General features: G+C 61.5%; 21 protein-coding genes. 13 read left to right on the top strand and 8 right to left on the bottom strand.

The annotated features are described in order from the left end of the window. Window position 1 precedes the first annotated feature (1 nt). On the bottom strand, window positions 2-523 hold the full coding sequence (locus tag PspS35_RS17720; protein WP_159936100.1) for a DUF3087 family protein: 522 nt from the start codon (window positions 521-523) through the stop codon (window positions 2-4). A 126-nt stretch (window positions 524-649) separates the two neighbouring features. Here PspS35_RS17720 and PspS35_RS17715 point away from each other — a divergent pair, with 126 nt between their 5' ends. Further along, entirely contained in the window at window positions 650-829 is a 180-nt protein-coding gene (locus tag PspS35_RS17715) for a hypothetical protein (RefSeq protein WP_159936099.1), read from the top strand. Window positions 830-843: 14 nt separating this feature from the next. Continuing rightward, window positions 844-1,044 (top strand): DUF6021 family protein, encoded by a 201-nt coding sequence (locus PspS35_RS17710; RefSeq protein WP_159936098.1) that lies wholly within the window; start codon window positions 844-846, stop codon window positions 1,042-1,044. Window positions 1,045-1,074: 30 nt separating this feature from the next. Here the strand turns inward: PspS35_RS17710 and PspS35_RS17705 are convergent, their stop codons facing one another. Further along, the gene (locus PspS35_RS17705; protein ID WP_159936097.1) at window positions 1,075-1,311 is read right to left on the bottom strand and encodes a DUF6555 family protein; all 237 of its coding nucleotides are present in this window, start codon (window positions 1,309-1,311) and stop codon (window positions 1,075-1,077) included. 120 nt (window positions 1,312-1,431) lie between these two features. Between PspS35_RS17705 and PspS35_RS17700 the strand changes: the two genes are divergently transcribed. The 11 genes from PspS35_RS17700 to tssK all read left to right on the top strand — a co-directional run bounded on the left by PspS35_RS17700 (window position 1,432) and on the right by tssK (window position 15,685). Beyond that, complete coding sequence (locus PspS35_RS17700) at window positions 1,432-2,256, top strand: arylamine N-acetyltransferase (protein ID WP_159936096.1); 825 nt, start codon at window positions 1,432-1,434, stop codon at window positions 2,254-2,256. 158 nt (window positions 2,257-2,414) lie between these two features. Then, window positions 2,415-3,449, top strand: coding sequence for a type VI secretion system protein TssA (gene tssA / locus PspS35_RS17695; RefSeq protein ID WP_159936095.1), 1,035 nt, complete (start codon window positions 2,415-2,417; stop codon window positions 3,447-3,449). 40 nt (window positions 3,450-3,489) lie between these two features. Continuing rightward, window positions 3,490-3,990, top strand: coding sequence for a type VI secretion system contractile sheath small subunit (tssB, locus tag PspS35_RS17690; RefSeq protein ID WP_159936094.1), 501 nt, complete (start codon window positions 3,490-3,492; stop codon window positions 3,988-3,990). Window positions 3,991-4,068: 78 nt separating this feature from the next. Next, window positions 4,069-5,568: a type VI secretion system contractile sheath large subunit gene (tssC, locus tag PspS35_RS17685; RefSeq protein WP_238785882.1), complete on the top strand. Its 1,500-nt coding sequence runs from the start codon at window positions 4,069-4,071 to the stop codon at window positions 5,566-5,568. A 31-nt stretch (window positions 5,569-5,599) separates the two neighbouring features. After that, a complete protein-coding gene (locus tag PspS35_RS17680; RefSeq protein ID WP_159936093.1) occupies window positions 5,600-6,079 on the top strand; it encodes a type VI secretion system tube protein Hcp in 480 nt (159 codons plus the stop codon). A 62-nt stretch (window positions 6,080-6,141) separates the two neighbouring features. Then, a complete protein-coding gene (gene tssE / locus PspS35_RS17675) occupies window positions 6,142-6,660 on the top strand; it encodes a type VI secretion system baseplate subunit TssE (protein WP_159936092.1) in 519 nt (172 codons plus the stop codon). Then, on the top strand, window positions 6,657-8,531 hold the full coding sequence (gene tssF / locus PspS35_RS17670) for a type VI secretion system baseplate subunit TssF (protein WP_159936091.1): 1,875 nt from the start codon (window positions 6,657-6,659) through the stop codon (window positions 8,529-8,531). The genes tssE and tssF overlap by 4 nt, the downstream gene beginning before the upstream one ends. Next, the gene (gene tssG / locus PspS35_RS17665; RefSeq protein ID WP_159936090.1) at window positions 8,516-9,553 is read left to right on the top strand and encodes a type VI secretion system baseplate subunit TssG; all 1,038 of its coding nucleotides are present in this window, start codon (window positions 8,516-8,518) and stop codon (window positions 9,551-9,553) included. Before tssF ends, tssG begins: the two co-directional genes overlap by 16 nt. Further along, window positions 9,546-12,182: a type VI secretion system ATPase TssH gene (gene tssH / locus PspS35_RS17660; RefSeq protein WP_159936089.1), complete on the top strand. Its 2,637-nt coding sequence runs from the start codon at window positions 9,546-9,548 to the stop codon at window positions 12,180-12,182. The genes tssG and tssH overlap by 8 nt, the downstream gene beginning before the upstream one ends. Window positions 12,183-12,326: 144 nt before the next feature. Beyond that, the gene (locus tag PspS35_RS17655) at window positions 12,327-14,288 is read left to right on the top strand and encodes a type VI secretion system tip protein VgrG (RefSeq protein ID WP_159936088.1); all 1,962 of its coding nucleotides are present in this window, start codon (window positions 12,327-12,329) and stop codon (window positions 14,286-14,288) included. 50 nt (window positions 14,289-14,338) lie between these two features. Beyond that, window positions 14,339-15,685, top strand: coding sequence for a type VI secretion system baseplate subunit TssK (gene tssK / locus PspS35_RS17650; protein ID WP_159936087.1), 1,347 nt, complete (start codon window positions 14,339-14,341; stop codon window positions 15,683-15,685). A 74-nt stretch (window positions 15,686-15,759) separates the two neighbouring features. Here tssK and nuoN read toward each other — a convergent pair whose 3' ends face one another. The 6 genes from nuoN to nuoI all read right to left on the bottom strand — a co-directional run bounded on the left by nuoN (window position 15,760) and on the right by nuoI (window position 22,050). Further along, the gene (nuoN, locus tag PspS35_RS17645) at window positions 15,760-17,223 is read right to left on the bottom strand and encodes an NADH-quinone oxidoreductase subunit NuoN (protein WP_159936086.1); all 1,464 of its coding nucleotides are present in this window, start codon (window positions 17,221-17,223) and stop codon (window positions 15,760-15,762) included. A gap of 7 nt (window positions 17,224-17,230) precedes the next feature. Further along, window positions 17,231-18,763: an NADH-quinone oxidoreductase subunit M gene (gene nuoM, locus PspS35_RS17640; protein ID WP_003232072.1), complete on the bottom strand. Its 1,533-nt coding sequence runs from the start codon at window positions 18,761-18,763 to the stop codon at window positions 17,231-17,233. A 64-nt stretch (window positions 18,764-18,827) separates the two neighbouring features. Continuing rightward, window positions 18,828-20,681: an NADH-quinone oxidoreductase subunit L gene (gene nuoL / locus PspS35_RS17635; protein WP_159936085.1), complete on the bottom strand. Its 1,854-nt coding sequence runs from the start codon at window positions 20,679-20,681 to the stop codon at window positions 18,828-18,830. Continuing rightward, window positions 20,678-20,986, bottom strand: coding sequence for an NADH-quinone oxidoreductase subunit NuoK (nuoK, locus tag PspS35_RS17630; protein ID WP_003174727.1), 309 nt, complete (start codon window positions 20,984-20,986; stop codon window positions 20,678-20,680). The genes nuoL and nuoK overlap by 4 nt, the downstream gene beginning before the upstream one ends. A 2-nt stretch (window positions 20,987-20,988) precedes the next feature. Further along, window positions 20,989-21,492, bottom strand: a complete 504-nt coding sequence (gene nuoJ, locus PspS35_RS17625) for an NADH-quinone oxidoreductase subunit J (protein WP_003174726.1) — start codon at window positions 21,490-21,492, stop codon at window positions 20,989-20,991. Between the two features lie 9 nt (window positions 21,493-21,501). Next, the gene (nuoI, locus tag PspS35_RS17620) at window positions 21,502-22,050 is read right to left on the bottom strand and encodes an NADH-quinone oxidoreductase subunit NuoI (RefSeq protein ID WP_003174725.1); all 549 of its coding nucleotides are present in this window, start codon (window positions 22,048-22,050) and stop codon (window positions 21,502-21,504) included. Between the last annotated feature and the right edge of the window lie 10 nt (window positions 22,051-22,060).

Below are 22,060 nucleotides of genomic sequence, written 5' to 3'. Positions count from 1 at the left end.
CTCAGGCACTTTTCAACCCTTCGAGCCAGGCGGGGTCAAAACGGGTCTGCTCGGTCTCGATCCCCAGCGCCTGTAGCTTGGCCTTGTGCGCGTCCACCTCACCGACAAGTTGCGCCTGTGCGCTGGAATTAGCATCCAACGCATGCATCTGCGTCAGCCCAAGGTGGTAGAAGCGCAGCACCTTCATCGCCGTCGGGTCATTGGCCCGCACCCCCTCTGTGACCTTGTGCATCACATTGGTCACGCGCATCAGGTTGCGTTTGAGCTGCCACCCATACACCGCCGCCGCCAGCCATCGCTGGTTCCAGAATGGGCCGCGCACCAAGGCGACGGTGAGCAGCACGCCGGCAAACACACCACCGACATTAAAGCGAAAGTTGTCAGCCCCGGGCGTGCCGAACACCATCACCGCCAGGCTCGACAGCAGCATGGCCAGGGCCAGGAACACCGTAGCCACGATCAGCGTGCTGCGGCGGGTCTGTTGGCGGTAGGTGGCGGGGTCGCAGGGTTTGAGCTCGAACATCCGGGTCAGGTCTCCAGGGGATGGCGGGTTGGCATCATCGCACGCTTGGGCAAGCAAGTTGAACGATGGCGACGGGGGCGTTCTCTAAAATCAGGCAAGCCGCCCATTCTCATGAGGTGAACCATCATGCCCGAATACAAGCAGCCACCGCCGGGTACACCCAACCCGGACCGTACCCCCGGTGAAGAAGAGCGCGACAACGATGCGTTGCGGCCCAATGACCCGGCCGAACGTGACGCAAATGATGAGGTTGAACAGGTCGAGCAGGACCTTGAAAACCTTCACGACAAAGCCCGCCCGCTTTGACAGAGGACATCACTATGACACCTACCCCGAAAGGCCCGCGTTCCGGCGAGCATACGAGCGGCGAGGACGAACTGGGCTTCGATCCGGATTCTCCGGATGTCGCCGATCCCCAGGTCGACCCCATCGGTCCGGCTATCGCGCCCTTGGACAAGGACAAGAAAAATCCAGCGGAAAAAAAGCCGCCCTACGATCCGTTGGGCGACTTGAAGGTATAACGCAGGCCCCGCCATTGAGCGGGGCTTCGTTTATTTGGGCGCCACCCAGGTGACGTCGGTGATGCCGAACTTTTCCGCCCAGGGCCGGGTGGTTTTTTTCACCTGCTCGTGGCCGACGCGGCCGATCCGGCTGACATGGGCGATATCGGCATCGACTGCCGCCCAGTGCCAGGCCTCAGCGTTGTTCATCACCTCGGCGCGCACGACAAAGGACTTCGGTTGCCCGTGGAGTTGGTAGTGGATAGTGTAAATTTTTGCGGTACTCATGTTGCCTCCCTGTCTTGTTATAGATGGATAGGGGAGCGTTCAAAAAGGTTCATTCAAAATGACAATCTGCCTACTGGCACGGCATAGTGTTGCAGCTTTTACGTGCCCAAGGATCGTGCCATGCCCCTCTTGAACCACCGCCGTCTGTACCTCAAGCGCCTGGGTTATGACTCGCCGCCACCGCCGACCCTGCAAACCTTGCAGGAGTTGCAACTGCGCCATGTGTGCACCTTCGCCTTTGAAAGCCTGTCGACACTGTTGCATCTGCCGGTGCCGATCGACTTGCCCAGCGTTGAGCAAAAGGTGCTGCTCGATGGTCGTGGTGGGTATTGCTACGAGTTGAACCAGATGTTCCTGGCCCTGTTACAGGAGCTGGGTTTCGAGGCCCGTGGTATTACCGGGCGGGTTGTAATGGGCGGGCCACCGGATGCACGTACCGCACGGACGCACCGCCTGAGCCTGGTGATTCTGGATGGCGTGCGCTACGTAACCGACGTCGGCTTTGGCGGCATGGTGCCCAGCGCGCCGTTGCAACTCGACACCCAAGCCGTGCAGGCCACTCCCCATGAACCCTATCGACTGACATTTCATGGGGAGGAGGGCAGTTACACCATGTGGGTCGAGGTGGCCGGTGAGTGGCGCGGCTTGTATGTGTTCGACCTGCAAGTGCAGGCCGACATCGACTACGAAATCGGCAACTGGTACGTCTCGACTCACCCGGCGTCGCCGTTCGTGGGCCAGTTGAAAGTCGCGAGGTTGGCTGTCGGTCAGCGCCATACCCTGAACAACACCCAGTACACGGTTCATTACCTGGGTCGACCCAGTGAAAAATGTGTGATCGAGAACCAGCAGGCATTGCTGGAATTGCTGCAGGGCACCTTCGGTATCCAAGTACCGACGCCGCTGTCACTGCACGACCTATTTGTCAGCGATGGGGCAGCCTAAAACGGTCCTTTGCCCGTATTCCAGTGCTGGAGGCGAGCGCCTTCGAAGCTTATTCCTACACTATGGCGTGATATTGCCTGCATTTTTGCGTAGTCCACTCGCTATATAACTCCTCTTGCTGCTTCAACTTCCAAAACAGTTTGCACGAGGAGGACATCATGGGGCTACTCATCAACACGCAACTGCCTGATTTCACCACGATGTCCTTGCCATTGGACGAGGCCGGCGGCTGCGGCGAGAACCTCGAATACACGGCCCAGTTTCTTGAACTGGAAGAGGAAGCCCAGGGCAAACCCGAGGTGCAGTACGGCGTCACCATCACTCAGGCTGTCGAACCCAACTGGACACGAGTGATGGCGCTTGCGTTGCCGCTGCTGGCACGCAGTCGCGATCTGCGGCTGGCCATCTGGGTCACCCGCGCTCAACTCAATTTGCACGGGATCGCCGGCCTTGTCGCTGGCCTGGGGTTGGTACAAGGGTTGTTGGCGCATTGCTGGGACGATCTGCACCCACGGCTTGACCCTGATGAGGCGAATGACCCGCTGCTACGCATCAATATCCTATCGTCGCTGTGCGCGCCCGCTGGCCTGTTGCGCGACGTATTGGATGTGCCGCTGATGAGCGCTGCGGGTATCGGTGCGGTCAGCGTGAGGCAGATCGAGCTGGCCATTGCTACGCAAGGAAACGAGGGCGCTCACCTGAGTCTGGGCATGATCGAAGGGGCCTTTGCCGATGCCGACGCCGTGTGGGCACGGTCCCTGGACGATGCGCTGACCCAGGCGGTGGCGCACACCGAGCAGATCGAGCAATGGCTGACCGGAAAAGTCGGCATCAGCCGCGCCCTTGACCTCAGTGGCTTGGCTGCACCGTTGCGCCGCGCCTGCGAGGTCATCCGTCGGTGCCAGTCTGATTCGACGCCGTCCGAGGACGCTGATGCCGCCGTCGTGCCCCCGATTGCTGCGTGGTCACCGCCAGCGAGCAGCGAGATTCGCAGTCGCGACGAGGCGCGCCGCGCCATCGACCGCTTGTGCGTGTATTTCCAGGCCCACGAACCTGCCAGCCCGGTGCCGTTCCTGTTGCAGAGGGCAAAGGCACTGATCGACAAAAACTTCATGGAGCTGTTGCAAGATCTTGCCCCCGATGGTCTCCCGCAACTGGCGCTGATCAGCGGTATTCATAACAACGATAAGTAGCTACTCATCCTTTCAACTCCACTCTTTTGGAGCGAGTCACATGGCTAAAGACAGCAGTCAGAAATTCATCGCCCGCAACCGGGCGCCGCGTGTCCAGATCGAATATGACGTGGAGATCTACGGCGCGGAAAAAACCGTACAACTGCCATTTGTCATGGGGGTGTTTTCCGACCTTTCCGGCAAGCCAGCCGAACCGTTGCCACCGGTGGTCGAGCGCAAGTTCCTGGAGGTCGATATCGACAACTTCGACGAGCGCCTCAAGTCCATGAAGCCCCGCGTGGTGTTGCAGGTGCCCAATACCCTGACGGGCGAAGGCAACCTGCCAGTGGAGATCACCTTTGAGAGCATGGACGACTTCTCCCCAGGCGCAATTGCTAGCAAGGTGCCTAGCCTCAACCAATTGCTGACCGCACGCAGCCAACTGTCGAACCTGCTGACCTACATGGACGGCAAGGTCGGTGCCGAAGCATTGCTGGCCAGAGTGATCAGCGATCCGGGCGTGATGCAAGCCTTGAGCGCTGCCCCCAAACAACCCGAGTAACTGATTGGTCGTTGACCCTGCCAGTGCGTCCCTTGCCCTGGTACGGGGCTCTGTTGCCTGAAATTCAAGGATACCGCCATGTCCACTACGCAATCGGAACAGCCAGGGGCAGATGCTCCGGCCATTGAATTTGACGCTGGAGACTTCGCAAGCCTTCTGCAAAAGGAATTCAAACCCAAGACCGACAAGGCCCGGGATGCTGTGGAAACGGCCGTGCGCACCCTGGCAGAACACGCCCTGCAAGACACGCAGGTGATGCCTCATGACGTGCTGGGCACGATTGAAGGCCTGATCGCGGCCCTCGATCTGAAGCTCACTGAACAGATCAACCATATCCTCCACCATGAAGAGTTCCAGGCCGTGGAGAGTGCCTGGCGTGGCTTGCATTACCTGGTCAACAACACCGAGACCGATGAGTCGCTGAAGATTCGGGTGATGAATATCTCTAAGCAAGACGTGCACAAGACCCTGCGCAAGTTCAAAGGCGTGGCCTGGGACCAGAGTCCGATTTTCAAGAAGCTGTATGAGGAGGAGTACGGCCAGTTCGGTGGTGAACCCTACGGTGCGTTTGTCGCTGACTACTACTTCAACAACAGTGCGCCGGATGTCGAGTTGCTGGCCCAGATGGCCCGCGTCAGTGCCGCCGCACATTGCCCGTTGATCACCGCTGCCGACCCCAGCGTGATGCTGATGGAGTCCTGGCAGGAGCTGGCCAACCCGCGTGACCTGACCAAGATTTTCCAGACCTCGGAACATGCTGCCTGGCGCAGCTTTCGCGCCAGTGAAGACTCGCGCTACGTGGGGCTGGCGATGCCACGCTTCCTGGCCCGTGCCCCTTATGGCGCCAAGACCAACCCGGTGGAAGGCTTCGACTTTGAAGAAACCACCGATGCTGCGGGTGCCAAGGATTTCATCTGGGCCAACGCGGCCTACGCCATGGCGGTGAACATCAACCGTTCATTCAAACACTATGGCTGGTGCTCACAGATTCGCGGCATAGAGTCCGGCGGGGTGGTGGAGGGGTTGCCGGTGCATACCTTTCCCACCGATGACGGCGGTGTGGACATGACGTGTCCGACCGAAATCGCCATCAGCGATCGGCGCGAAGCCGAGCTGGCCAAGAACGGTTTCATGCCTCTGGTGCACAGGAAAAACAGCGACCTGGCGGCCTTTATCGGCGCCCAGTCGCTGCACAAGCCGGCGGAGTACGACGACCCGGACGCCACCGCCAACGCCAACCTGGCGGCCCGTCTGCCGTACCTGTTTGCTACCTGCCGTTTTGCCCACTACCTCAAGTGCATCGTGCGCGACAAGATCGGTTCATTCAAAGAACGCCAGGACATGCAGACCTGGCTCAACAACTGGGTCGGTCGCTACGTGGAGCACAACCCGTCTACCGCGACCGACGCCGACAAAGCGCGCAAGCCGCTGGCCGGCGCCGAGGTGGTGGTGGAAGACGTTGAAGGTCAACCCGGCTATTACGGCGCCAAGTTTTTCCTGCGCCCGCACTACCAGCTTGAAGGCTTGACCGTGTCGTTGCGGTTGGTCTCCAAGCTGCCTTCCACCAAAGCGTCTTAACCAACCAGTCCAACCTACAGAGGTAATCATCATGATCCTGCTTAACTTCACAGGCACTCCCATCAAAGGCACGTCCACTGTCGACGCTCACAAAGACTGGATCACCATCAGCGGCACCAACCTGAGCGTTTGTCGGGCGATTAGCAGCAGCGGCGGAGGGGACCGTGACACCCGCAACCCGATGATCTCGGAAGTTTCCCTGGCCAAGGCCACTGATCTGGCCTCGCCCGACCTGTTTATGCAAGCCGTGTGCGGCAAAAGCCTGGGCGATGCCGAGATCCACTTCATTCACACGGGCGGCTCCGACAAAAAGCAACAGGTGTACCTCAAGGTCGTCCTGGGGGGGGCGATCGTCAGTTCCTATTCGCTCACCAGCAACGGTGATCGGCCTACCGACACGTTTTCCATCAGCTTCACCACCATCAGCTACACGTTCGACGCCTTCAGCGGTGACACGGTGACCAGCGGTACGCCGAAGAAGTGGGACTTGGAAAAGAACCAGAAAATCTGATTTGCATGCCTGGGTGTGGGTAGGTTCGCCTGCCCACTGCGCTATTTATGGAGGCCTCCCCAATGGTTGAACACAGCCGTCGCGAACGCCTGCAGCCGTCGTTGCTCGATCGTCTGAGCGATGACGACACCGAGCAGGTCGTTGAACCTCGAGACACGCGTGTCTTGTCCATGTACAGCCTGCGCAAGGCCGTACTGCGTGATCTGGGTTGGCTCCTCAACAGCACCAGCCTGGGTAGCTTTCGCGACCTGGGTGACTGTCCTTTGGCCGCGCAATCAGTGCTCAATTTCGGTTTGGCCGACCTTGCCGGCAAAACGGCGGCCGGGCTGGACCGCGAAGCCCTCGGCCGACGTATTTGCCAGGCGATCCGGGACTTCGAACCGCGAATTCTGCGTGGCAGCCTGCTGGTCGTGCCGGTTGTACCGTCGGATACGACCAGCAGCCCCAACCAGGTGGCCTTTGAGATTCATGGCGAACTATGGGGCCAACCGCTGCCCGAACGCCTGTACTTGAAGACCGAGCTCGACCTGGAAGCAGGTCAGGCGCGGATCTTTGATATCGGCACAAGGGGCGTGCGGTGAACGCCAAGCTGCTGCGCTACTACGAACGCGAGCTGGCTCACCTGCGGGAAGTCGGCGCCGAGTTCGCCCGTGACTACCCCAAAGTGGCCGGTCGCCTCGGGCTGGAAACCTATGCCTGCGCCGATCCCTATGTAGAGCGCTTGCTGGAGGGTTTCAGCTTCCTCGCCGCACGGGTGCAGTTGAAAATTGATGCCCAATTCCCACGTTTTACCCAACACCTGCTGGAGCTGGTCTACCCCCATTACCTGGCACCGACGCCGTCAATGGCCGTGGTGCAACTGCAGCCGGACATAGGCGAAGGCAGCCTCGCCGCCGGCTTCAAAGTGCCGCGTGACACGGCGCTGCACAGCCAACTGACCAAGGGTGACCAGACCGCCTGTGAGCTGCGCACCGCCCACGACGTGACCCTGTGGCCGGTGGAACTGCTCGAGGCCCGTTATTTCGCCTGTGGCGCCAGCGTTGCGGGCGTCAACCTGTCGCGTCTGGGTGCGGTCAAGGCCGCGTTGCGCCTGCGTCTGCAGGTGGGGGCGGGCCTGACGTTCAGTGACTTGGCCCTGGACAACCTGCCGCTGCATATCCGTGGTGGCGAAGGCATGCCCTCGCGCATTCTTGAACAACTGCTGGCCCAGGTGTGCGGTGTGTTGGTGATGCCGGTGCAAGCCACTGCGGGCTGGCACGAGGTGTTGCCCAAATGCGCGATTCGCAGCGTGGGCTACAGCGATGCAGAAGCCTTGCTGCCCGTGGGGCCACGCTCGTTCCAGGGCTATCGTTTGTTGCAGGAATACTTCGCGATGCCGCAGCGTTTTATGTTTGTCGACGTGACTGGGCTGGCGGCCAGTGTAAGCCGCTGCGCCTGTGAGCAGTTGGATGTAATCGTGCTGTTCAAGACCCTCGATCCGCTCCTGGAGCAAAGCCTCAGCGCGGCCAACTTCGGGCTGTATTGCACGCCGGCGATCAACCTGTTCCCGATGCGGGTCGAGCGTGTGCATCTATCGGATCAACAGTCGGAGTACCACGTAAGCCCCGATCGCACGCGGCCACTCGATTACGAGATTTACCAGATCGAAACGGTCACCGGCTACGGCAGTGGTGCCGAGGCCAGCCAGACGTTCGAGTCCTTCTACCGGGCCAACGACCTGCAGGGGCCCAAGTCGCCGCGTGCGTATTATCAGGTGCGTCGCGACACGCGGGTACTGTCGCCGCAGCACCGCCAGGGGGCGCGCTCCAGCTATGCGGGCAGCGAGTTGTTCCTATCGCTGGTCGACGCCGAGGACGCCCCGCACCGAAGTGAGTTGCGCCAGCTGGGCATCGACACCCTGTGCAGCAACCGCGACCTGGTGTTGCGCATGCCGGTGGGCAGTGGTCGCACCGACTTCAGTATCGAAACCGCTGCGCCAGTGCAGTCGGTGCGCTGTGTGGTGGGGCCTACTCTACCGGCACCCTCGTTTGCCGAGGGCGAAACGGCCTGGCGTCTGGTCAGCCATTTGTCGCTCAATTATCTATCGTTGCTCGATCAGGACAAGGTGCAGGGCGCTGCAGCCTTGCGGGACTTGCTGCGGCTGTACTGCCGGGTCGAAGACGAAGCCGCGCGTACCCAGATCGACGGCCTGCGCTCGGTGACGGCGGCGAGTATCGTGCGCCGCCTGCCGGTGGCGGGGCCTATCACGTACGGACGAGGCTTGCAGATCAGCGTGAGCCTGGATGAGGCGGCGTTCGAGGGCGCCAGTGTCTGTGCACTGGGTTCGGTGCTGGAGCAGTTTTTCGCCAAGTACGTGTCACTCAATTCATTCACTGAAACGCGGATCATCAGCACGACCCGGGGCGTGATCATGCAGTGGCCGGCGCGGGTAGGTAGATGCGAGATCCTCTGACGCTGTTAGATGCCCTTGAAACGCACCCGGGGCAGTTTGATTTCTATGGCGCATTGCGTCAGCTGGAATGCGCCTTCGCGCACCTACCGCGCATCGGCCAGGCTGCACGCCCGGTGGATGAGGCGGTGCGGTTCGGCCAGCAGCCGTCACTGGCGTTCGAACCGTCAATGATTGCGGGTCTAAAACCCGGCGCCACGCCCAAACTGTTGCTTAATTTCTTTGGCTTGTTGGGGGCCAATGGTCCGCTGCCGATTCACCTCACCGAATACATTCGCGACCGCCAGCGCAACCTCAACGACCCTACCTTGGCAGCATTTTGCGACGTGTTTCATCACCGCATGATCAGCCTGTTTTACCGCGCGTGGGCCAGTGCGCAGCCAACGGTGAGCCTGGATCGGCCGCAGACGGACGACTTTGCCCGTTACCTGGGCGCCTTGATCGGCATTGGCATGCCGTCGCTGCAGGCGCGCGACAGTGTGGCGGACGTTGCCAAGCTGCATGTCGCCGGGCGCCTGGGGCCGCAGGTGCGCAATGCCGAGGGCCTGGCCAGGGTGCTCGGTGACTACCTCGGCGTGCCCGTCGCGGTCGAGCAGTTTGTTGGCCACTGGATGGCCTTGCCCAGCGACGGCGGGTGCGTCCTGCGCAGCGGTCCCGACGCTGCGGTGCTTGGCCAGACCACGGTGATGGGCCGCAAAGTCTGGAATGCCCAGCATAAGTTTCGCCTGTTGATCGGCCCCCTGGACCTGGCGCAGACCCGTCGCCTGCTACCGGGTGGCGACAGCCTGCAACGTGTGCAGGACTGGGTGCATCAGTACGTCGGCGTGGCGATGGAGTGGGACATCAACCTGATCGTCAAGAAAGAGCACCTGCCTGGCTTGCGCCTGGGGTCTGCGCCGTTGGGCTGGACCAGTTGGCTGCGCAGCCGGGCCCCCCTGAAAAATGATCGGCAGTTGCTGATCAACCCTCGTCGGCGGCCTGAACACGGCGCTGTTTTTACTTCTCAAGGAGCTGCCCATGGCTGATATCAGTCGCGTCGCGCTTTTCGGCAAACTCAACAGCCTGTGCTATCGGGCGATTGAAAGCAGTACGGTGTTCTGCAAGTTGCGGGGCAACCCCTACGTGGAACTGGTGCATTGGTTGCAACAGCTCCTGCAATTGAACGATTCGGACCTGTTGCGGCTGACCCGTCATTACGGCATCGATCCGGCCACCTTGGCCCGCGACCTCACCGCGGCCCTCGACCGTTTGCCACGGGGCTCGACCTCGGTGACGGATTTGTCTTCGCAGGTCGAGGAAGCCGTGGAGCGCGCCTGGGTCTACGCCACCCTGATGCTGGGCGAGTCCCAGGTGCGCTCCGGGCACTTGCTGCTGGCATTGCTGAAAACCTCGACGCTGCGCAATGGCCTGTATGGCGTGTCCCGCGAGTTCAACAAGGTCCGCGTCGAAGAACTCAGCGAGCAGTTCGGCGTGTTGCTCAACGGGTCTCCCGAAGCTCGGATGACGGCCAATGATGGCTTCCAGCTGCCGGGCGAGGAGGCCGGTGCACTGGCGCCGGCTGGCCCAGGCAGGCAGGACGCGTTGCAGCGCTTCACCGTCGACCTGACTGAACAGGCGCGCACCAACCGCATGGACCCCGTCGTCGGCCGCGATGAAGAGATCCGCCAACTGATCGACATCCTGATGCGCCGCCGCCAGAACAATCCGCTGCTGGTGGGGGAGGCGGGTGTCGGCAAGACCGCCGTGGTCGAAGGTTTCGCCCAGCGCATTGCACGGGGCGACGTGCCGCCGAGCCTTCGGGATGTGCAACTGCTCGCCCTCGATGTGGGCTTGTTGCAGGCCGGTGCGAGCATGAAAGGCGAGTTCGAACAGCGCCTGCGGTCGGTGATCGATGAGGTACACACGCGCCTCAAACCGGTGGTGCTGTTTATCGACGAAACCCACACCCTGGTTGGCGCCGGCGGTACAGCCGGGACCGGGGATGCCGCCAACCTGCTGAAGCCGGCGCTGGCCCGTGGCGCGTTACGTACGATAGGCGCCACCACGTTTGCCGAGTACAAGAAACACATTGAAAAAGACCCGGCCTTGAGCCGGCGCTTTCAGACCGTGCAGGTCGAGGAACCGGATGAACCCCGTGCCTTGCTGATGCTGCGAGGTATTGCCCACACCCTGCAGGCGCATCATCAGGTGCAGATCCTCGATTCGGCGCTGGACGCGGCGGTGCGTTTGTCCAACCGCTATATCCCGGCACGGCAACTACCGGACAAGGCGGTCAGCCTTATCGACACTGCGTGTGCCCGCGTCGCCGTCAGCCTGCACGCCACGCCCGCTGAAGTGGACGATAGCCGCCGGCGTATCGAGGCGCTGGACACCGAGCTCACGATCATTGCGCGTGAAACCGCCATCGGCGTGCAAACCGCCAGTCGGCAGGCGTTGGCCGAGGCTGCGCGGGCGACTGAACATGAGCGTTTGAGGGGGCTTGAAGGCCGTTGGCACCGCGAGTTGGCGCTGGTGACGCAGATAATGGCTCTGCGCAATTCGGCCGCTGGGACCGCCGAGCGTGAAGCGCAGCGGGGGCAGTTGCACCTCTTGCAGGAGCAACTCGCACAGCTGCAAGGCGAAACCCCGCTGGTGCTGATCAACGTCGACGAACAGGCGGTGGCCTCGGTGGTGCAGGACTGGACAGGCATTCCCGTGGGCCGCATGGTCAAGAACGAAATCGAAAGCGTCTTGCGCCTGGCTGACCGCCTGGGCCAGCGCATTATCGGCCAGGACCATGCGCTGGAGATGATCGCCCGTCGTGTCCAGACCTCCCGCGCCGGCCTCGACAACCCCGGCAAACCGGTGGGTGTATTCATGCTCGCCGGTACCTCGGGGGTGGGAAAGACCGAGACGGCCCTGGCCCTGGCGGAGTTGATGTATGGCGGTGAACACAACGTCATCACGCTCAATATGAGCGAATACCAGGAAGCCCATAGCGTCTCCAGCCTCAAAGGTGCACCGCCAGGGTACGTCGGGTACGGCGAGGGTGGCGTGCTCACCGAGGCCGTAAGGCGCAAGCCCTACAGCGTGGTCCTGCTGGACGAAGTGGAGAAGGCTCATCCGGATGTGCACGAGTTGTTTTTCCAGGTGTTCGACAAAGGCTGGATGGAGGACGGTGAAGGCCGCGTCATCGACTTCAAGCACAGCCTGATCCTGTTGACCACCAATGTCGGTACTGGCGTGATCACTCACCAGTGCCGTGATGTGCAAGCCATGCCGGCACCAGACGCCATCGCCAAAGCCTTGCGCGAGCCGCTGCTGGCTGTGTTCCCGCCCGCATTGCTCGGCCGCCTGGTGGTGGTCCCGTATTACCCGCTGAACGACGCCATGCTCGATCGCATCATCCGCCTGCAGTTGCGGCGGATCGAACAGCGTATCGCCGACGGCCACAAGCTCCCGTTCAGCTACAGCGACGATGTGGTGCGGCTGATCGCCAGTCGCTGCACCGAGTTGGACAGCGGTGGACGGATGATCGAATCGATCCTCTCCCATTCGATGTTACCGGCGATCAGTCGTGAGTTTCTCAACCGCCTGTTGCTGGGTTCCCCAGCGACTCATGTCCGGGTCGACGTCGAGGGTGGCGAGTTTACTTATGTGTTTACGGAGCGGTAGTACAAATGCCTTACATCCCGTGGAAAACGCCCCTTGATGGGCGTCACTCAGTTCGTCTGGCGGTTGAGTCAGCGCGGGACTGGTCGCGCTTAGTTCGGGCGGTCTTGGACAACGTCCTTCCATTGCCTTGCAGGTAGAACAACCATGCCAACTACTCAACACCACCGCGAAATACAGGTCAGCAGTGTGCTCGGTACCGATGTCCTGCTGTTTCGACGCATGCAGGCCTTCGAGGGCTTGTCCCGGCTCAGCGAGTACGAAGTTGAGCTGTACAGCGAACGCACCGACCTGGCTATCGACGACCTACTGGCCACCCCGATGACGGTCGCAGTGGACCTGCCTGCGGGCGGCAGTCGCTACTTCAGTGGGCATGTCAGCCGTTTTTCATGCGAAGGTCGCCACGGGCGTTACGCTACCTACAAGGCGATAGTTCGGCCGTGGTTGTGGTTCCTGACCCTGGGCAGCGACTGCCGGATCTTCCAGGCATTGAGTGTGCCGGACATCCTCAAGCAGGTGTTTGCGCCCTACAGCATTGCCGATGTCGACACCTCGGGTCTGAGCGCGAGCTACAAGGCCCTGGCTTACTGCGTGCAGTACCGTGAGAGCGATTTTAATTTTGTCAGCCGCCTGATGGAGCGGGAGGGCATCTACTACTTCTTCAAGAGCGCCGCCGACCGTCACACCCTGGTCTTGGCTGATTCCTACGGCGCGCATGCGCCGGCGCCGGGCTATGCCCAGATGCGTTTCATGCCCGCCGCCGGCCCTGCCATGCGCGAGAGTGAGGTGATCTACGACTGGCGCATGAGCGGCGAGGTGGAGCCGGGTGGCTATACGCTGCAGGACTTCGATTTTGAAAGGCCCGGTGCCAACCTGCTGGCCAGGTCGGCCCTGGCGGGCAGTTACCCGCAGTCGCACCATGAGTGTTACGACTACCCCGGTAAATACACCGAGCGCAAACAGGGCGAAACCTATGCCCGCACGTTGATTGAGACGCGGCATGCAGGTACAGGTCGGGTGAGCGGGGCCACGCGAGCGCGTGGGTTGTTTCCCGGTGCACTGATGACCCTTACCGAGCACCCGCGCAGTGAGCAGAACGCGCAGTTCCTGCTGTTGCAGGCACGCTACGTGTTGTCGTCGGACACCTATGAACCGACCCCACCGGCCACGCCTGAACCCCTCCTGACCTGCGAGTTCCAGGCGCTGTCGCGCCAGCAGCAGTTCCGCACGCCTTGGGTTTCGCCCAAGCCGCTGATGCGGGGGCCGCAGACGGCCATCGTGGTGGGCAAGCAGGGTGAAGAGATCTGGACCGACAAGTACGGGCGGATCAAGGTGCAGTTTCACTGGGACCGCGAGGGCAAAGGCGACGAAAACAGTTCCTGCTGGATACGTGTGGCCCAGGGCTGGGCGGGCAAGCGCTGGGGCAGCCTGCATATCCCGCGCACCGGTCAGGAAGTGGTGGTCAGCTTTCTCGAAGGTGATCCTGACCAACCACTGGTCACGGGCAGCGTCTACAACGCCGATACCCTGCCACCTTATGCCCTGCCGGAGCATGCCACGCGTTCGACCCTCAAGAGTCATTCGTCCAAGGGAGGGGCTGGCTACAACGAGCTGCGTTTCGACGACAAGAAAGGTGCGGAACAAGTGTTCCTGCATGCGCAGAAAAACCTTGAGCAGCGCGTGCTCGCGGACGCCCTGGACTGGGTTGGCGGTGACCGCCACTCCTGGGTCGAGCAAGACCTGCGCGAGAAGGTCGGGGGGGATCGTCATTGCGCAGTGGGCGGCGACCGCAACGAGCAGGCCGCTGGGGCTGTGTCCCTGAGCGCGGGTACGGAGATGATCATTGATGGCGCCGCGAAGACCGGCATCACCGCCGGCAACGATGTGCATATCAAGGGTGGGATGAACGTGGTGATCGAAGCCGGAGCGGCCATCACCCTGAAAGTCGGCTCGGCCTTCCTCACCCTTACTCCCGCAGCGATTCTCGCCTCGACCCTTCCTCTTCCCTCGCCTGCGGCCGCCAGTGCCGCCTCTGCGGCGGCGGCGGCAGCAGCCACCGGACCTATCGGTGTGCCACTACTCCCCAAGGAGGCTGACGATGGCAAATAAGCGGTTATCGACCGTCCTCGTTTCTGCCACTGCAAATATTGGAAGCGCTCATGTCTTGGAATAACAAAGTGGTCTGGTCTGAGGGCATGTTGTTGCAGCCTCAACACTTGCAGCAGCACGACCGATTCCTACAGGCCCAGTTGGAGGCGCGGGTCAAGACGCTACGCGCGTATGCCTGGGGGTTTTCGGCGTTGGAGATCGATCCGCAGCAATTGGCGATGGGCAAGGTGGCGTTGCTGTCGTTCAGCGGCGTCTTGCCTGATGGTACGCCTGTGGGCCAGCCGTTCGACGACGAGATGCCGCTGCCCCTCGCGATCCCCGATGACGCCCGCGACGTGAAAGTGGTGCTGGCATTGCCCAGTGTGCGCCCGGGTATTTCGGAGGTGGATGACGACCCCAGTGTCGAGAACTTTGCCCGCCATCGCAGTGCTGAATACGAAGCCTGGGACAGTAACGGGCTGGACAGTAGCGCACTGATGAGTGTCGGCAAGTTGCGCCTGCGGCTGGCGTTCGAGGGCGATGTGGCCGACGCCTACACGCTGCTGGGGGTTGCCCATGTGATAGAAAAACGCATCGATAACAGCGTCGTGCTCGACCGCCAGTACAGCCCGCCCTGCCTGGATATTCGTGCATCCGAGCGCCTCAGGGCGATCATTGACGAACTGCTTGGGTTGTTGCAGCAACAGCACGAAGCGTTGGCCTCGCGATTGGCCGGCCCCGATGGCCGTGATACGACACAGTTCGACGACGTCCTGCTGTTGCAGTTGCTCAATCGCAGCTTGCCGTTGATGCGGCATTTATCGACGATGAGCGGCTTGCACCCGGAGCAGTTGTATCGCGACGTCTCGGGCCTTGCCGGCGAACTGGCAACGTTTTTCGCCCACGATAAACGCGCGGCCGTTTACCCGGTCTACCGTCATACGGCGCTGGCAGATACGTTTGCCCCGGTAATGCTCGACCTGCGCCGCGCACTGTCGTTGGTGGTGGATGCACGGGCCACGTTCCTGCCCTTGGAAGAGCGTCAACACGGCATCCGAGTGGCCGTGCTACTTGAACGGGATTTGCTGCGCTGCGCCACCTTCATCCTGGCGGTGCAGGCGCAGGTGCCGGCTGACGACCTGCGCGACCGCTTCCCATCCTGGGTCAAGATCGGTTCGGTGGAGAAGATTCGTGATCTGGTCAACCTGCAACTGCCGGGCATTGGCCTGCGGCCTTTGTCGGCATCTCCCCGCCAACTGCCGTTCAATGCCGGCTGCACCTATTTCGAACTTGATCGCAGCAGCGAATATTGGCAACTGCTGAGTCAGTCTGCCGGTTTTGCCCTGCACCTGGGCGCAGAGTTCCCTGGGCTGCATCTGCAGTTCTGGGCCATCCGCGATTTGAGTCAACCTGATTGAGCTGAGTGACCCTTCCCAGAAACGCAAAACGGCGCCCGAAGGCGCCGTTTTGTTGACTGCATCCCGCTAAGCGATCAAACGCCCAGCACCGCGTGCTGCACCAGGGTGAGCAACGGTTGTGGGTACACGCCCAGGAAGAACGCGAGCAGGGCGATGGCCAGCAGCATGACGCCGCCTGCCTTCTGTTCCCAATGCAACTCGGCATCCACACGGCGCAGGTTTGGCTCGATCAGGTACAGGGTGACCATCACACGCAGGTAATAGAACACGCCGATGGCACTGCCCAGCACCAGGGACGCCACCAGCCACCACTCGTGGGCTTGAACACCGGTTGCCACGATGTAGAACTTGCCGATAAAGCCGGCAGTCAGCGGGATACCGGCCAGGGACAGCATCATCACGGTCAGTACGGCGGTCAGGTACGGACGGCGCCAGAACAGGCCGCGGTATTCGTACAGGGCGTCAGCGTCGCGGCCTTTGTACGGCGAGGACATCAGCGTGATCACACCGAAGGCGCCGAGGCTGGTGATCACGTAGGTGACCAGGTACACGCCGATGGCTTCCACGGCCAGGCCTTTGCTCGCCACCAGGGCGATCAGCAGGTAGCCGAAGTGGGCGATGGACGAGTAACCCAGCAGACGCTTGAGGTTGTTCTGGGTCAGCGCCAGCAGGTTACCGAACAGGATCGACGCAATGGCGATCACGGTCAGCACGTTGCTCAGCACGCCGGTGTTGGCAGCCGGCGAAATCTGGAACAGACGCACCATCACCGCAAACACCGCCACCTTGGAAGCGGTCGCCAGGAACGCGGCCACCGGCGCCGGGGCGCCTTCGTACACGTCCGGGGTCCACAGGTGGAACGGCACCAGCGACAGTTTGAATGCCAGGCCGATCAGCATCATCGCCAGGCCCAGTTGGGCAATCGGCGCGGGGCTGTTGGTGGCGGCCAGGGCGTGGCCGATACCGGTGAAGCTCAGGCTGCCGGCTTCGGCGTAGAGCAGGGCCATACCGAACAACAGGAACGCGGAGCCTGCAGCCGACAGCACCATGTACTTGATGCCGGCTTCCAGGGAGCGCTTGTTGAAGAAGGCGTAGGCCACCAGGCCGTAGGTCGGGATCGACAGCAGTTCCAGGCCGATGAACAAGCCGGCCAGGTGCTGCGCGCTGACCAGCACGATACCGCCGGCCGCAGCCAGCAGGATCAGCAGGTACAGCTCTTCGCGGTTGCCCGGGTAGCCGGTGCCACCTTCGCCGAGGTAGGCGTGGGCGAGGGTGACGCAGGCCAAGGTCGCGACCAGGATCAGCGCGATATACAGCAGCGCGAAGTCATCGACCATCATCAGCGGCGTTACCGCCAGTGGCGCGACCTTGAGGGCCGGGATGATCGACAGCAGGGCCAGGTTAAGACCGGCGCAGGACAGCAGGAACGTTTGCGAGTGATTGCGGCGCCAGGCGATTGCCAGCATCACCGCCACAACGGTGAGGCTGGTGATCAGCAGCGGCGCAAGCGCGATAAAGTGTTGGATCGTGAATTCCATAGCGCTCTTACCGGGCCGAAGCGAGTTGAGAGAAGGCGGTGCCGAACCACTGCTGCACGCCATGCATCGTTGCGGCAGAAGTGTCCAGGAACGGTTGCGGGTACACGCCGATGTAGATCAGCAGTACGGCAAGGCCGAGCACCATGATCAGTTCGCGCGCATCCATCCCTTGCAGGACGGTGTCGGACTTGGCCGGGCCGAAGTAGGCGCGGTGGATCATGATCAGCGAGTAGACCGAACCGAATACCAGGCCGGAGGTAGCAATGGCACTGATCCACGGCGTCTGCACGAAGGCACCCATCAGGATCAGGAACTCGCCGATGAAGTTACCGGTACCCGGCAAGCCCAGCGACGCAGCCGCGAAGAACAGGCTGATCGCCGGCAGGTAGGCAATGCGCGACCACACGCCACCCATTTCACGCATGTCACGGGTGTGCAGGCGCTCGTACAGCTGGCCACTCAGGATAAAGAGTGCAGCGGCCGAAACACCGTGGGCCAACATCTGGATCACCGCGCCTTGCAGCGCCAGTTGGCTGCCGGAGTAGATACCGATCAGGACGAAACCCATGTGGGAAACGGACGAGAAGGCGATCAGACGCTTGATGTCGGTTTGCGCGAACGCCAGGAACGCACCGTAGAAAATCCCGATCAGACCCAGGGTCATGGCGATCGGCGCGAACTCGGCCGAAGCATTCGGGAACAGCGGCAGGGCGAAACGCAGCAGGCCATAGGCCGCCGTCTTCAGCAGGATGCCGGCCAGGTCCACGGAGCCGGCGGTCGGCGCCTGGGCGTGGGCATCCGGCAGCCAGGAGTGGAACGGCACCACCGGCAGCTTCACCGCGAAGGCGATGAAGAAGCCCAGCATGAGGATGTACTCGGTGGTCAGGGACATCTTGGTTTTCAACAGGTCGGCGTAGTTGAAGGTAATCACGCCCGTGCTGTTGAAGTTGACCAGTACCAGACCCAGGATCGCCACCAACATGATCAGGCCGGAAGCCTGGGTGAAGATGAAGAATTTGGTCGCCGCGTAGATCCGGGTTTTCTTGCCGTCCGAAGAACTGTGACCCCAGAGCGCGATGAGGAAGTACATCGGCACCAGCATCATTTCCCAGAAGAAGAAGAACATGAACAGGTCGAGGGCGAGGAACACACCGACAACGCCGCCCAGGATCCACATCAGGTTCAGGTGGAAGAAGCCCACGTGACGCTGGATCTCTTTCCAGGAGCAGAGTACCGAGAGGATACCCAGCAGGCCGGTCAGCAGGATCATCAACAGCGACAGGCCGTCGAGGGCCAGGTGCACGTTGATGCCGAAGCGCTGGATCCACACGTGCTTGAATTCAAGCGCGAAGGTTGGATCGACGCCCGGTGCCGGAGCGAATGAATAGTCACCGTGGGCCCACAGCCAGAGGCCGAGCGCGAGTTCCAGGGACATGGTCAGCAACGCAATCCAGCGGGGGAGGGTGGCGCCGAAGCGTTCACCCATCCAGCAGAGCAGGCCGCCGATAAAGGGGATCAGGATTAGCCAGGGCAGAATCATGACAGGCTCGTTTCCTTTCGCAGGTTTGCAAAGTTCGCAATGTACGCAATGTGCATGGACATAGTCAGACCGCCACGACAACGATGGCGCCGATCACCAGTACGGCACCGACGGCCATGGACGCGGCATACCAGCGCAGTTGGCCGGTCTCGCTGCGGCTCAGGGCGGTGTGACCGGCCTTGGCGGCGCGCGGGATCAAACCGATGGTCTGGTCGAGCGGGTCTTTGCGCAGTACATGGCTGATGGCCAGGTAAGGCTTGACGAACAGTTTGTCGTAGATCCAGTCGAAGCCCCAGGCCGCGAACCACCAGGCCGACAGGAAGCGGCCAATGCCGCTGTTGGCCACGGCGGTCACGAAGCGACGCTTGCCGAGGAACAGCAGGGCGGCCAGCAGGATACCCGCGATGGCAATGGCACCCGAGGCGATTTCCAGGCTGTGCTTGGCGGCGCCACCGGCATGGCCGGCGCTTTCCGGCAGCACACCGGCCAGTGGCGGCGTGATCAGGGCGCCGATGAAGGTCGACAGCACGATCAGTACCGACAGTGGCAACCAGTGGGAGATGCCGTGGCCTGCGTGTGCTTCGGTCTTGGCTTCACCGTGGAAGATGATGAAGATCAGGCGGAAGGTGTACAGCGAGGTCATGAACGCACCCACCAGGCCTGCGTACAGCAGGTTCTGGTTACCGCTGGCAAAGGCTTCCCAGAGGATTTCGTCTTTCGAGTAGAAACCAGCGGTTACCAGTGGCAGGGCTGCCAGGGCGGCGCCACCGACGATGAAGCTGGCGTAGGCCAACGGCAGTTTCTTCCACAGGCCGCCCATCTTGAAGATGTTCTGCTCGTGGTGGCAGGCAACGATCACCGCACCGGAGGCAAGGAACAGCAGGGCCTTGAAGAAGGCGTGGGTCATCAGGTGGAAGATCGCCGCGTCCCAGGCACCCACGCCCAGGGCCAGGAACATGTAGCCGATCTGGCTCATGGTCGAGTAGGCGAGGATGCGCTTGATGTCGGTCTGCACCAGCGCGGCGAAGCCCGCCAGCACCAGGGTCACGCCGCCCACCACGCCCACCAGGTGCAGGATGTCCGGCGCCAGGGTGAACAAACCGTGGGTACGGGCGATCAGGTAGACACCGGCCGTTACCATGGTTGCGGCGTGGATCAGTGCCGAAACTGGTGTAGGACCGGCCATCGCGTCCGCCAGCCAGGTTTGCAGCGGCAGTTGCGCCGATTTACCTACAGCGCCGCCCAGCAGCATCAGGGTCGCCAGGGTGATCCAGAAGTCGCCGACCTGGAATTTCTGCGGTGCCAGTACCAGCAGTTCCTGGATGTTCAGCGTGCCCACCTGTTGGAACAGGATGAACAGGCCGATGGCCATGAACACGTCGCCGATACGGGTAACGATGAATGCCTTGAGTGCCGCGTTGCCGTTGTTGCGGTTGCTGTAGTAGAAACCGATCAACAGGTACGAGCACAGGCCCACACCTTCCCAGCCGAAGTACAGGAACAACAGGTTATCGCCGAGCACCAGGAACAGCATGCTGGCGATAAACAGGTTGGTGTACGAGAAGAAGCGCGAGTAGCCCGCTTCGCCGCGCATGTACCAGGACGCGAACAGGTGGATCAAAAAGCCGACACCCACCACCACGCCGAGCATGGTGATCGACAGGCCGTCGACGTAGAGGGCGAAGTTGGGCTTGAAGCCCTCCACCGACATCCACTGCCACAGCACCAGGGTGTAGTGACCGCCTTCCGGCGGTGCCACGTTGAATTGCCAGATGACGTAAGCGGTCACGATGGCCGAGAGGCCAATGGAGCCCACACCGATCAAGGCCGAGAGGTTTTCCGACCAGCGTCCACGGGAGAACGACAGCAGCAGGAAACCGATCAGGGGAAATACGAAAGTCAGAAAGATCATGTTCATCCGCGCATCTCACTGGCAGCGTCGATATCAAGCGTGTGGAAGCGACGATACAGTTGCAGCAGGATCGCCAGGCCAATACTGGCTTCGGCGGCTGCCAGGCTGATCACCAGGATGAACATGACTTGTCCATCCGGCTGGCCCCAACGTGCGCCTGCCACGATGAACGCCAGTGCCGCGGCGTTCATCATGATTTCCAGGCTCATCAACACGAACAGAATGTTACGGCGAACCATCAGGCCGACCAGGCCAAGGCAGAACAGGATGCCGGCGACCGCCAGACCATGCTCCAAAGGGATAGCAGGCATCGTCATTGCTCCTTGGCTTCGTTGCGGCCCAAGTGGAAGGCGGTGATGGCTGCGGCGAGCAGCAGCATCGAAGCCAGTTCGACCACCAGCAGGTACGGGCCGAACAGGCTGATGCCCACGGCCTTGGCGTCTACGGTGGTGTGGCCGATGGCCTGGCCGCTCTGGTGAGCGAACAGCACATACAGCAGTTCACCCAGCAGCAGGGCTGCGAGGACAACCGGGCCGAGCCAGATGCCAGGCTTGAGCCAGACGCGTTCCTGGGCGACCGAAGCCGGCCCCAGGTTGAGCATCATCACCACAAACACGAACAGCACCATGATGGCGCCGGCGTAGGCGATCACTTCCAGCACGCCGGCGAACGGTGCGCCAAGGCTGAAGAAGGTCATGGCCACGGCGATCAGCGAAATGATCAGGTAGAGCAGGGCGTGCACGGGGTTGGTGTTGGTGATCACGCGAAGCGTGGACACCACTGCAATACCGGACGCGAAATAGAAAGCGAATTCCATCTTTCTTCCTTAAGGCAGCAAGCTCTTCACGTTGATCGGCTCGGCTTCGTTTTGTGCGGCGCCTTTCGGCTTACCGGCAACGGCCATACCTGCAACACGATAGAAGTTGTAATCAGGGTTTTTACCGGGACCAGAGATCAAAAGATCTTCTTTCTCGTACACCAGGTCCTGACGTTTGAACTCGGCCATCTCGAAATCCGGAGTGAGCTGGATCGCGGTGGTCGGGCAAGCTTCCTCGCAGAGGCCGCAGAAAATGCAGCGCGAGAAGTTGATACGGAAGAAGTCCGGGTACCAGCGACCGTCTTCGGTTTCAGCTTTCTGCAGGGAGATGCAACCCACCGGGCACGCCACGGCGCACAGGTTGCAGGCTACGCAACGCTCTTCGCCATCGGGGTCGCGGGTCAGCACGATGCGGCCGCGATAGCGCGGCGGCAGGTACACCGCTTCTTCCGGGTATTGCAGGGTGTCGCGTTTGCGAAAGCCATGGCCGAAAACCATCACCAGGCTTCGCAACTGGGTACCGGTACCCTTAACGATGTCGCCAATATATTTGAACATGGGTCAAATC

The sequence above is a fragment of the Pseudomonas sp. S35 genome (genome assembly GCF_009866765.1).
Lineage (GTDB): Bacteria > Pseudomonadota > Gammaproteobacteria > Pseudomonadales > Pseudomonadaceae > Aquipseudomonas.
The sequence above is the reverse complement of the archived record's forward strand: the minus strand, read 5'-3'. Positions and strand labels throughout refer to the sequence as shown.

What these genes read in the sequence shown, in the direction of transcription:
- tssC (WP_238785882.1), top strand. Translation starts at nt 4,069, where the DNA reads ATGTCCACTACGCAATCGGAACAGCCAGGGGCAGATGCTCCGGCCATT.
- PspS35_RS17705 (WP_159936097.1), bottom strand. Translation starts at nt 1,311, where the DNA reads ATGAGTACCGCAAAAATTTACACTATCCACTACCAACTCCACGGGCAA.
- tssH (WP_159936089.1), top strand. Translation starts at nt 9,546, where the DNA reads ATGGCTGATATCAGTCGCGTCGCGCTTTTCGGCAAACTCAACAGCCTG.
- PspS35_RS17710 (WP_159936098.1), top strand. Translation starts at nt 844, where the DNA reads ATGACACCTACCCCGAAAGGCCCGCGTTCCGGCGAGCATACGAGCGGC.
- tssB (WP_159936094.1), top strand. Translation starts at nt 3,490, where the DNA reads ATGGCTAAAGACAGCAGTCAGAAATTCATCGCCCGCAACCGGGCGCCG.
- PspS35_RS17655 (WP_159936088.1), top strand. Translation starts at nt 12,327, where the DNA reads ATGCCAACTACTCAACACCACCGCGAAATACAGGTCAGCAGTGTGCTC.
- PspS35_RS17680 (WP_159936093.1), top strand. Translation starts at nt 5,600, where the DNA reads ATGATCCTGCTTAACTTCACAGGCACTCCCATCAAAGGCACGTCCACT.
- tssE (WP_159936092.1), top strand. Translation starts at nt 6,142, where the DNA reads ATGGTTGAACACAGCCGTCGCGAACGCCTGCAGCCGTCGTTGCTCGAT.
- tssK (WP_159936087.1), top strand. Translation starts at nt 14,339, where the DNA reads ATGTCTTGGAATAACAAAGTGGTCTGGTCTGAGGGCATGTTGTTGCAG.
- tssG (WP_159936090.1), top strand. Translation starts at nt 8,516, where the DNA reads ATGCGAGATCCTCTGACGCTGTTAGATGCCCTTGAAACGCACCCGGGG.
- nuoM (WP_003232072.1), bottom strand. Translation starts at nt 18,763, where the DNA reads ATGATTCTGCCCTGGCTAATCCTGATCCCCTTTATCGGCGGCCTGCTC.
- nuoL (WP_159936085.1), bottom strand. Translation starts at nt 20,681, where the DNA reads ATGAACATGATCTTTCTGACTTTCGTATTTCCCCTGATCGGTTTCCTG.
- PspS35_RS17700 (WP_159936096.1), top strand. Translation starts at nt 1,432, where the DNA reads ATGCCCCTCTTGAACCACCGCCGTCTGTACCTCAAGCGCCTGGGTTAT.
- nuoI (WP_003174725.1), bottom strand. Translation starts at nt 22,050, where the DNA reads ATGTTCAAATATATTGGCGACATCGTTAAGGGTACCGGTACCCAGTTG.
- nuoJ (WP_003174726.1), bottom strand. Translation starts at nt 21,492, where the DNA reads ATGGAATTCGCTTTCTATTTCGCGTCCGGTATTGCAGTGGTGTCCACG.
- nuoN (WP_159936086.1), bottom strand. Translation starts at nt 17,223, where the DNA reads ATGGAATTCACGATCCAACACTTTATCGCGCTTGCGCCGCTGCTGATC.
- nuoK (WP_003174727.1), bottom strand. Translation starts at nt 20,986, where the DNA reads ATGCCTGCTATCCCTTTGGAGCATGGTCTGGCGGTCGCCGGCATCCTG.
- tssA (WP_159936095.1), top strand. Translation starts at nt 2,415, where the DNA reads ATGGGGCTACTCATCAACACGCAACTGCCTGATTTCACCACGATGTCC.
- PspS35_RS17720 (WP_159936100.1), bottom strand. Translation starts at nt 523, where the DNA reads ATGTTCGAGCTCAAACCCTGCGACCCCGCCACCTACCGCCAACAGACC.
- PspS35_RS17715 (WP_159936099.1), top strand. Translation starts at nt 650, where the DNA reads ATGCCCGAATACAAGCAGCCACCGCCGGGTACACCCAACCCGGACCGT.